Below are 9,881 nucleotides of genomic sequence, written 5' to 3' on the forward strand. Positions count from 1 at the left end.
ATTTTTAGGTTTTGGATCGATCTGCCGATTTCAGTTGGTGTGGTAGGCGGTTTGACGAATCTTCATCCGCTCGTGAAATTTTCTTTGGCACTTTTAGGAAAACCTTCTGCGCAGGAATTGATGAGTATTTTGGCGGTTTCCGGATTGGCTCAGAATTTTGCTGCCCTGCGATCGTTGGTGACTACAGGAATCCAAAAAGGACATATGAAAATGCATCTTCTGAATATCTTGAATCAGTTGGGCGCAACGGAGGAAGAGAAAAATCACTTTGTGAACTATTTTAAAGACAAAACCGTTTCGCATCACGAAGTCATCAATGAATTTAATCATTTAAGAAATAAATAATACAGAGATGTTTCAGCTATTTTTAGGGTTTTTGCTATTCATTTTCGGCATATTTCTGAAACTTACGAAAGAGCAAGGATTTGCCAAATCAAAGCGGTTTTGGTGGATGTTTGTTTTAATTGGTATCTTGTCCATGGTGGCACAAATCTTTATCATGAATCAAAAAGGAGAATTATAATATGAAGACATTTACATTGGTTGTTGGCGCGGTTTACGGGCTGTTTTCCGTTATTTTAGGTGCTTTCGGTGCGCATGCATTAAAGAAGATTTTATCGGTGGAGAAACTCACCAGTTTTGAAACCGGGGTTCGTTATCAGATGTATTCTGCATTGTTTTTACTGATTGTTGGATATATTCTGAAATTCGAAACACCAACAGAAAAATGGATCTCTATATTAATGATTGCCGGAACATTCATTTTTTCATTCAGTATTTATCTGCTGGCGTTTAATGGAATAAACGGTTTAAACTTTAAGTTTTTAGGACCCATTACACCACTTGGCGGACTGATGATGATTGTTTCATGGGCGATGCTGATTTTTTATTTTTTGAAGAATAAAATTTAATTATGAAGCTGAAACTCGCCATTATTAGCGTGCTGTTGTTTGGAGTTTTTTCTGCACAGCAAATGAAAGAATATAAAGTAGGTAATCCAATAAAAATTGCAGTGCCTTCCACTTACGTAAAAAGCTATGACCTGAATGATTTCGCACTTGCACAATTTACCAATGCGGTGAATGATAAATACGTAGTCATTATTCAGACTGAAAAGGAGCATCTGACTTCGCTTCAGGTTGCGTTTGCAGATATTGCAGAAGCAGGCGAATATTATGCAAAGTCTTTGCTTGATGGATTAGCTGAAAGTGCAAAGAGAACAGTTTCCGCACCAAGAAAGTTGAAAATCGACAATAAAGATGCAGTGGAGCTGTTAGTGCAAGGTACATTAACCGATGGTACAGATCAAACTGAGGCCGATCTTTTTTATCATCTCACAATTGTGGAAACGCCCGCACATTATTATCAAATCATTTCATGGAGTGAATTAAAGGATCGCAACAGGAATCTTAATGAGTTTATGAATATTGCGAATTCTTTTGTGGAATTATAATGAAATTTTATGTTCTTTTTCATCGCAGGAAACACCAATAAATTAGTCGGTCAGGAAACTAGAAAAATCAACAAGAACGGTTTTATGGTAAATGCTGAGATTAAAGTTTTCAGAAATTATATCACCCTGTTTTTCATCCCGCTTATTCCTTTAGGCAAAAAGTACAGTATTTATATTCCGCATACGGATGAATATTACGAAACGAATTATTTTTCGAAAATGCCAGATCATTATTTAGAAATCTGCAAGGAAATTGGCAGAAAATATTAAAAATGAGCAAAGCAAGAATCGCATTATTCGTAGGAATTTTATGCATTTCCATATTTCCCGTGATCGTTCGCATGAACCTTACTTCAGGACTTATTTCAGCATTTTACCGCATGGCAATTGCATCGGTTATTCTTTTCCCTATCGCACTTTACAAAGGGAAACTTGGTTTAAAAAACTTTAAGTTGATGTTCCTTACGGCGGTATGCGGAGTACTTTTCGCCTCAGATATTGCCGTGTGGAATATCTCGATTCAGCACTCATCAGCAACCCAGGCTACGCTGCTCACGAATCTTTCACCGATTTGGGTGGGCGTTTTTTCCTTTGTATTTCTGAATTACCGACCGCGGAAAAGCTTTTGGCTTGGAACATTCATCGCTTTATTGGGAATGATGGTTTTCGTTGGTATTGACACGATTGTGGAAATGAATTTAGACGCCGCTTTTTTCCTCGGAATGTTATCGGGATTGCTTTACGCTTTATATATTTTAGTAAGCAAAACGGTTTTGGAAAAGGTTGAAGTGATTACTTTTATTACGTACAGCATGATTTTCTCCACCGTTTTTCTCTTTGTCGTAAATGTTGCTTTCGGCGAGGATTTTGTCGGGTTTTCAAATGAAGCGTGGATTTCACTTTTGGTGCAGGGGATTGTATGCCAGTTAATTGCGTGGCTTCTCATCAGTTATGCGACCCAGAATATGCGGGCAACACGGGTTTCTCTCAGCCTTCTCAGTCAGGCTATTTTTGCCGCTCTTTTAGCTGCAGTTTTCATTGGTGAGAAGATTACGCCGGTTCAAATGCTGGGAAGTATTATTATCCTGGCAGGAATCGCCACAACCTTTTATGAAAAAACAAAACCGAAAACGGTGTAAGAGTAAATTTTAAAACGGTTTTAAAATAAAAATTTGCTCAGGTTCAATCATTATCTTCTCAAATTTTCTTAAATTTGTAAATCTTTTAAAAAAATAAAAATCTAATTAAAATATTATGAATCTTCACGAATACCAATCTAAAGAGATTTTGGCAAAGTACGGAGTAAACATCCAGAGAGGTTTTGTCGCAAACAATGTTGAGGAAGCAGTAGATGCAGCAAATAAATTAAAAGAACTGAACGGAAACGAAGGCTGGGTAGTAAAAGCTCAGGTTCATGCTGGTGGTCGTGGAAAAGGCGGAGGCGTAAAATTCTCCCCGAACATTGAAAAACTCAAAGAAAACGCAGGAAACATCATCGGAATGCAGCTGGTAACTCCACAAACATCTGCTGAAGGTAAAAAAGTGAACTTCGTTTTGGTTGCTGAAGATGTGTACTATCCGGGAGAAACTGAAACTAAAGAATTTTATGTTTCTATCCTTTTAGACAGAGCTCAGGGGAAAAATATGATCGTGTATTCTACCGAAGGTGGGATGGATATTGAGCACGTTGCAGAAGTAACACCTCATTTAATTCATAACGAAGTAATTGATCCTGCTGTTGGGCTTCAGGGCTTCCAGGCAAGAAAAATCGCGTTCAACTTAGGTTTGAGTGGAGATGCTTTCAAAGATTTTACAAAATTCATCACCAATTTATATAACGCTTACGTAGGAATCGACGCTTCTCTTTTCGAAATCAACCCGGTTCTGAAAACTTCAGACAATAAAATTATCGCGGTAGATGCTAAAGTTTCTTTGGATGACAACGCACTGTTCCGTCACAAAGATTTGGCAGCATTAAGAGATACAAGAGAAGAAGATCCTACAGATGTAGAAGCTGGCGAAGCTGGTCTTAACTTCGTGAAACTTGATGGCGACGTTGCCTGTATGGTAAACGGAGCTGGTTTGGCGATGGCTACGATGGATATCATTAAACTTTCAGGCGGTAACCCTGCAAACTTCCTGGATGTTGGTGGAACTGCTGATGCAGAAAGAGTTCAGAAAGCTTTCGGAATCATCCTTAAAGATCCTAACGTAAAAGCAATCCTGATCAATATTTTCGGTGGTATCGTACGTTGCGATCGTGTTGCACAGGGTGTTGTAGATGCATATAAAGCAATGGGAAGCCTTCCTGTTCCTTTAATCGTGCGTCTTCAGGGAACCAACGCAATCGAAGCAAAACAACTGATCGACAATTCAGGTTTGCCTGTGCATTCAGCAATTACATTGCAGGAAGCAGCAGATAAAGTAAAAGAAGTTTTAGGTCACTAAGATTTTCAGATAAATAAAAAATCCGTTCAGTTAATTTTGAACGGATTTTTTTGTTTTTAGGAGCCGGGAACCTGCTTTCCACTGTATCTTTTTTGTCATTGCGAACAAGGTGAAGAAACCTGTCGGAAAATTCGGACGCGCAATGTCAAAAAAGGATGCCGTTTCAATCAGGGCTAAGGGTTTCGGGATTCAACAAAATTATTCCTGAACCGAATTTCCGGTCTCAATCTGGGTCTGTGTCGCAAGCTGAATTCCGTTGTCATCCAATTTTTTCTTGATCCTTAAAAGTGCCTCACTCCGCACATGCGCTATCTTTTCGCCCGTTTTCATCTGAAATCTTGCTTCAAGATAGAAAATTCCGAGACTTTGTTTCAGGAAAATAACTTCGGCGTTGTCTTTGTTTTCTGCAAAATCAAAAGTGTGAATTTCGTCCACAATCACTTTTTTAGCTTTCTCTAAATCTTCATTGTTGGGAATTTCAAGATCAATAAAAACTTTTCTGTGCGAAGAAGCCGAATAATTGATAAACGGTGCACTGAAAATCAGCTGATTTGGGATATAAACCTTCTTTCCTTCATCGGTGATAACTTTAGTCGTAAGAAATCCAATGGTCTCTACCGTCCCTGATATTCCTTTAATCGAAACATAATCGCCCACCGCAAAAGCTTTGTCAATACCAATCAGCATCCCCGAAAACATCGATGACACCAAATCCTTTAAAGCCACACCCGCAATCACCCCGGCAACGCCCAAACTTCCCAAGAACTTCAGCACAAAACCACCAAGTCCCATAATCTCAAAGGCAATAAATGCGGCCATGAGAACGATAAGGAATTTAAAAATCCCGATTAACGTGACGATAGATTTATTTTTGCTCTTGGGAAAAAAACGGTGAAAAACCTTTACAGCCAATTTGCTCAGGTAAGAACTCATGAGCAGGATGAGGGTAAAAACAATAAGTCCTACAACGATATTGGGGGTGACCTGTGCAAATTTCAGGTACCATCTTTCGAGTACATTATAAACAATGTCTACATATTTTAACTGGGTAACTTCTTCCATTTTCAAATATATTCAAATTTAAGAGATTTCAGCAAGCAATAATCTTACCACATAAACATAATTGCAGACTTGATTTTTCATTATCTTTGTCGCCCACAAGAAGAACGGCCTGTTGATTCCAATTTAATTTGGGGTAGGAAAGTCCGGACACCACAGAGCTGCAAAGCGGGTAACACCCGTCGGTCGCAAGATCAGGACCAGTGCAACAGAAAGGATGTATATTAATTTATAGTGAAATCAGGTAAACTCTTTGCGGTGCAATGTTAAGTATATCGGATTTTTTTCAGCAATGAAAAATAGGAGTTGCTCGCTCCAAAAACCGAGGGGTAAACAGCTAAAGCTATGCAGTAATGCATAGCGCAGATAAATAACAGGCATTTTCGCTTCGGCGAATCTACAGAATCCGGCTTACAGTTTTTCTTGTGGTTTTTAATGAGACAGAAAAAGCAGAAATTTAGGTTTCTGCTTTTTTGGTTTTATTAATGAATACTTTCATTGAAATAATCACGATCGCAAGTCCCGAAAGGGTGATGAGCCAATACAACAAACTGAATTTTATTTCCTGAAAATACGTGGGAATTGTATTGTTATAAAAGGCAAATATTGATACGATTACATTATTAAGAAAATGAGCAACGATGGGATAAATAATATTTTTGCTTTGATAAAATATTACTGATAGAAAGATGCCCCAAACGAAGGTTGGCAAAAGATTGCTAAGATCCTGAAAATGAATTATTGAAAAGCAGAAACTTGAAACAAGTATAGCTTTTAAGAGAGAGTTTTTCTGCAGCAATTGCATGAAAATAAACTTTCGGAAAACAATTTCTTCAATAATTGGTGCAGCTATAATTGAGGAAAATAAATAAAAGTAAGCAGATCTATTGAACTCAGAAATTTTTTGAGTACTCTTTATGACCGTAAAGTTGTGATTAAAAATGTAATTGTATCCATTAATAAAAATCTTATTGAACAGTATTATTCCTACTACAATAAAGAAAATTAAGAAGACTGATGAAAAGTGTACAGTCCGAATTTTGTTGGTTTCTATCAGTGGGGATTTAATGAATAATCGGTAATAGATATAAAAAGATAGTAAATTTAGGCTTGTGGAAATAATTTCGACTGGTACTAGATGTTTTTCAGCGGTCAAGTCAAAAACCTCAATCAGTAAAATGGGGATTATTTGAAATATCTCTAAAATAACAACGAAAGAAACTGTTACAAAAATCGCTCTCCAAATCGTCATCTCTATTCGTTTTCCAGTTGTTTTCTCGCCTCAGCCAACCCTTTTTGGTCTTCTTCAGAAAGTTTCGGGAATTTCAGTTTCATTCCTTCCAAAGCATCAATGATGATCTGAATCGCGGCAACTCTGGCAAACCATTTATCATCACCGGGAATGACAAACCACGGCGCATGATCTTTCGAAGTTTCGTTGATGGCGCGTTCGTAAGCCTTCATATATTCGTCCCAAAGGGCGCGTTCGGGCAAATCTCCCATGGAGAATTTCCAGTTTTTGTCCTGCTCATCAATACGGTCGAGAAATCTTTTTTTCTGTTCTTCTTTAGAAATATGAAGGAAAATTTTTATTACGGTAGTGCCGTTTTCGGAGAGGTGTTTTTCAAAATTTCTGATGCTTTCGTAGCGTTCTTCCCAGAATTTATCATCAAAATCGGAAACGGAATCCCAAACTTTTTCATTCAGGTTATATTCCGGATGAACTTTGCAAACCAAAACACTTTCGTAATGACTCCTGTTGAAAATTCCGATCTTTCCTTTCTCAGGAAGAGCGAGGTAATGTCTCCATAAAAAATCATGAGAATATTCCTTCGAACTTGGCGTTTTAAAACTGTGTACTTCGCAGCCTTGCGGATTTACGCCGCCGAAAACATGCTCGATCAGGGAATCTTTTCCGGCTGCATCCATCGCTTGTAGTACGACTAATAAAGATTTTCCGGAATCTGCATACAACCTTTCCTGTAGTTCGCGGAGCTTTATTTTTTCGTCCAAGAGCATTTTTTTGCCTGCTTCCTTATCTAAATCGCCTTTGTATTTGGTGGCTAATTCTTTTATTGAAATTTTCCCTTTGGCGATAAAGTTATCGCTGAAATCTAAATCCATATCTGTTATTTTCCTTAAAAATAAAAAAATCACTCCAGTAACGAAGTGATTTTATGATTTAATTTGATGAACTTGCTTATTTCGCAGCTTTCTTTACGTTTTTCTTAGCTTGTGCAGGTGCAGCTTTTGCAGATAATTCTGCGGCAGGTGCTGCTACCGCTACAGCCTCTGCGGCAGCGTTGCCGTCTACAGTTCCTTTAATGGTAATTACTGATCTGCTGTTTTCCGGGTCATTAGAATATACCTCGATAATCTTTGTGAAAGGTCCTACGATTGTTGTGTTATAACCCACTTTAATTTGTGCGGTTTTGCCCGGCATAATCGGGTCTTGGCTCCATTCCGGTGTAGTGCATCCGCAAGATGCCTGTACTCTGGAAATAATAAGTGGTTTGTCGCCCGTGTTTTTTACCGTAAACATTCTGTGTCCGTCAGCGCCGGTCTTTACAGTGCCGTAATCATATGTTGTTTTATCAAAAGAAATTGATTGTGCTGAAGCCATTGCGAATGATGCGGTTAAAAACAAACCTGCAAATAATTTTTTCATATTTTTAAATGTTATATTGATTTATTGATAAATATTGAAGGACAAAGTTAAAAATTATTTCAATACCTGAATAATTTTTTTTTATTTGCCTATTTTTGCACCTATTAAGATAAACAAAGATCCTATGCAGATTTCAGAGAAATATAACCCGCAGGAAACAGAAAATAAATGGTACAGTTACTGGCTCGAAAATAATTATTTCCATTCGGAACCGAATGATAAACCGCCGTACACGATTGTGATCCCGCCGCCAAACGTAACGGGAATCCTTCACATGGGTCACATGCTGAACAATACCATTCAGGATGTGTTGGTAAGACGTGCCAGAATGCAGGGTTTCAACGCATGCTGGGTTCCAGGAACCGACCACGCATCGATCGCGACAGAAGCAAAAGTTGTGGCAAAACTGAAAGCTGAAGGAATCAATAAATCTGATATCACTAGAGAGGAATTCTTGAAACACGCCTGGGACTGGACAGACAAATATGGCGGAACCATCCTCGAGCAGCTGAAAAAACTGGGTTGTTCCTGCGACTGGGAACGTACGCGTTTTACGATGGAGCCTAAGCTTTCTCAGCAGGTCATCAAATCTTTCGTGGATTTGTATAATAAAGGTTTAATTTACCGTGGATACCGCATGGTGAACTGGGATCCGGAAGCAAAAACAAATATTTCCGACGAGGAAGTAATCTTTAAGGAACAGAACGGGAAGCTTTACTATTTAAAATATAAAATTGAGGGAACTGAAGATTTCCTTTCGGTAGCAACAACGCGCCCGGAAACTATTTTCGGCGATACCGCAGTCTGCATCAATCCAAATGATGAAAGATATGCGCACTTAAGAGGCAAGAACGTAATTGTTCCTATCGCAAATCGCGTAATTCCCGTTATCGAGGATGACTATGTAGATATCGAATTCGGAACCGGAGCTTTGAAAATTACTCCTGCCCACGATACCAACGATTACGAAATCGGAAAACGTCACAACCTGGCCATGATCGATTCTTTGGATGATGACGCAAATTTAAACGCTCACGGACTTCACTACGCAGGAAAAAACCGTTTCGAAGTAAGAAAAGCCATCGCGAAAGAACTTGAAGAAAAAGGACTTTTGCTGAAAGCTGAAGATTATGTGAATAAAGTGGGAACTTCAGAGAGAACCGGTGCGGTGATCGAACCGAAAGTTTCCGTTCAGTGGTTTCTGAAAATGTCGGAAATCGCCAAGCCTGCGTTGGATGTGGTAATGAATGATGAAATTAAATTCCACCCAGAAAAATTCAAAAATACCTACAAACACTGGATGGAAAACATCCGCGACTGGAATATTTCCCGCCAGCTTTGGTGGGGACAGCAGATTCCTGCATATTTTTATGGTGAAGGAGAAAACGATTTCGTCGTTGCCGAAACCATTGAAGAAGCGCTGGAGTTGGCGAAGCAGAAATCCCAAAATTCAGATTTAAAAATTTCAGATTTAAAGCAGGACGAAGATGCCCTCGACACGTGGTTCTCTTCTTGGCTGTGGCCAATTTCCGTTTTCGACGGAATGTTGGATACCGAAAATAAAGAAATCGACTATTATTACCCAACTTCCGATTTGGTAACCGGTCCGGATATTATTTTCTTCTGGGTTGCCCGTATGATTATGGCCGGATTGGAATACAGAAACGAAGTTCCTTTCAAAAATGTTTATTTTACAGGTATCGTACGCGATAAGCAGCGCCGGAAAATGTCGAAATCACTTGGCAATTCACCGGATCCAATTGAACTCATCGAAAAATATGGCGCCGACGGAGTTCGCGTAGGAATTTTATTGAGTTCCGCAGCTGGAAACGACTTGCTTTTCGATGAAGAATTGATGCTTCAGGGCCGTAATTTCGCTACCAAAATCTGGAATGCCTATAAACTCACACAAGGCTGGTCGAAAGACGAAAACATTAAAGCCAACGAATCCGACAGACAGGCGATCGAGTGGTTCGGGAACCAAATGGATAAAACCATTGCCGAAATTGCCGACCAGTTTGAGAAATTCAGAATTTCAGATGCTTTACATTTTGTTTATAAATTGATCTGGGACGATTTCTGTGCCTGGTATCTGGAGGCAGTGAAACCTGCTTTCGGTCAGCCGATTTCTACGGAAGTTTATGACCAGACCATCGCTTATTTCGAGGAGTTAATGAAATTGTTGCATCCTTTCATGCCGTTTTTATCTGAGGAATTATGGCAGAATATTGCAGAACGTTCACCCGAAAATGC

At 39.0% G+C, this 9,881-nt stretch carries 10 protein-coding genes, 1 other RNA gene and 1 pseudogene; 8 read left to right on the plus strand and 4 right to left on the minus strand.

From position 1 onward, the window contains the following. From V5N63_RS09980 to sucC, 6 genes and pseudogenes are all read left to right on the plus strand, one after another. Nucleotides 1-345: pseudogene (locus tag V5N63_RS09980) on the plus strand (hydroxymethylglutaryl-CoA reductase); the annotation flags it as partial. A 179-nt stretch (nt 346-524) separates the two neighbouring features. Then, on the plus strand, nt 525-911 hold the full coding sequence (locus tag V5N63_RS09985; RefSeq protein ID WP_055042382.1) for a DUF423 domain-containing protein: 387 nt from the start codon (nt 525-527) through the stop codon (nt 909-911). Between the two features lie 2 nt (nt 912-913). Continuing rightward, the gene (locus V5N63_RS09990; protein WP_332033826.1) at nt 914-1,453 is read left to right on the plus strand and encodes a hypothetical protein; all 540 of its coding nucleotides are present in this window, start codon (nt 914-916) and stop codon (nt 1,451-1,453) included. Nucleotides 1,454-1,462: 9 nt separating this feature from the next. Then, nucleotides 1,463-1,723 carry a hypothetical protein gene (locus V5N63_RS09995; RefSeq protein WP_332033827.1) on the plus strand — a complete coding sequence of 87 codons (261 nt, stop codon included), beginning with the start codon at nt 1,463-1,465 and terminating at the stop codon, nt 1,721-1,723. A gap of 2 nt (nt 1,724-1,725) precedes the next feature. Further along, nucleotides 1,726-2,592, plus strand: a complete 867-nt coding sequence (locus V5N63_RS10000; protein ID WP_332033828.1) for a DMT family transporter — start codon at nt 1,726-1,728, stop codon at nt 2,590-2,592. A 115-nt stretch (nt 2,593-2,707) separates the two neighbouring features. Next, complete coding sequence (sucC, locus tag V5N63_RS10005) at nt 2,708-3,901, plus strand: ADP-forming succinate--CoA ligase subunit beta (RefSeq protein WP_088468111.1); 1,194 nt, start codon at nt 2,708-2,710, stop codon at nt 3,899-3,901. Nucleotides 3,902-4,099: 198 nt separating this feature from the next. Here sucC and V5N63_RS10010 read toward each other — a convergent pair whose 3' ends face one another. Further along, on the minus strand, nt 4,100-4,963 hold the full coding sequence (locus V5N63_RS10010) for a mechanosensitive ion channel family protein (RefSeq protein ID WP_332022472.1): 864 nt from the start codon (nt 4,961-4,963) through the stop codon (nt 4,100-4,102). A gap of 96 nt (nt 4,964-5,059) precedes the next feature. Here V5N63_RS10010 and rnpB point away from each other — a divergent pair. Beyond that, an RNA gene (rnpB, locus tag V5N63_RS10015) (RNase P RNA component class A) lies at nt 5,060-5,390 on the plus strand. Between the two features lie 27 nt (nt 5,391-5,417). On the opposite strand, the gene V5N63_RS11930 is transcribed toward rnpB, so the two are convergent. From V5N63_RS11930 to V5N63_RS10025, 3 genes are all read right to left on the minus strand, one after another. Further along, nucleotides 5,418-5,903, minus strand: coding sequence for a lysostaphin resistance A-like protein (locus tag V5N63_RS11930; protein ID WP_442905812.1), 486 nt, complete (start codon nt 5,901-5,903; stop codon nt 5,418-5,420). 311 nt (nt 5,904-6,214) lie between these two features. Continuing rightward, the gene (locus tag V5N63_RS10020) at nt 6,215-7,084 is read right to left on the minus strand and encodes a polyphosphate kinase 2 family protein (RefSeq protein ID WP_332033829.1); all 870 of its coding nucleotides are present in this window, start codon (nt 7,082-7,084) and stop codon (nt 6,215-6,217) included. A gap of 76 nt (nt 7,085-7,160) precedes the next feature. Next, complete coding sequence (locus V5N63_RS10025; RefSeq protein WP_088468107.1) at nt 7,161-7,628, minus strand: DUF1573 domain-containing protein; 468 nt, start codon at nt 7,626-7,628, stop codon at nt 7,161-7,163. Nucleotides 7,629-7,752: 124 nt separating this feature from the next. Here V5N63_RS10025 and V5N63_RS10030 point away from each other — a divergent pair. Continuing rightward, the coding region (locus tag V5N63_RS10030; RefSeq protein WP_332033830.1) for a valine--tRNA ligase at nt 7,753-9,881 on the plus strand (2,129 nt) is incomplete at its 3' end.

This window comes from Kaistella sp. (assembly GCF_032060305.1).
GTDB lineage: Bacteria > Bacteroidota > Bacteroidia > Flavobacteriales > Weeksellaceae > Kaistella > Kaistella yananensis.

Coding starts and splice junctions, on each gene's coding strand:
- V5N63_RS09985 (WP_055042382.1), top strand. CDS start 525: ATGAAGACATTTACATTGGTTGTTGGCGCGGTTTACGGGCTGTTTTCC.
- V5N63_RS09990 (WP_332033826.1), top strand. CDS start 914: ATGAAGCTGAAACTCGCCATTATTAGCGTGCTGTTGTTTGGAGTTTTT.
- V5N63_RS09995 (WP_332033827.1), top strand. CDS start 1,463: ATGTTCTTTTTCATCGCAGGAAACACCAATAAATTAGTCGGTCAGGAA.
- V5N63_RS10000 (WP_332033828.1), top strand. CDS start 1,726: ATGAGCAAAGCAAGAATCGCATTATTCGTAGGAATTTTATGCATTTCC.
- sucC (WP_088468111.1), top strand. CDS start 2,708: ATGAATCTTCACGAATACCAATCTAAAGAGATTTTGGCAAAGTACGGA.
- V5N63_RS10010 (WP_332022472.1), bottom strand. CDS start 4,963: ATGGAAGAAGTTACCCAGTTAAAATATGTAGACATTGTTTATAATGTA.
- V5N63_RS10020 (WP_332033829.1), bottom strand. CDS start 7,084: ATGGATTTAGATTTCAGCGATAACTTTATCGCCAAAGGGAAAATTTCA.
- V5N63_RS10025 (WP_088468107.1), bottom strand. CDS start 7,628: ATGAAAAAATTATTTGCAGGTTTGTTTTTAACCGCATCATTCGCAATG.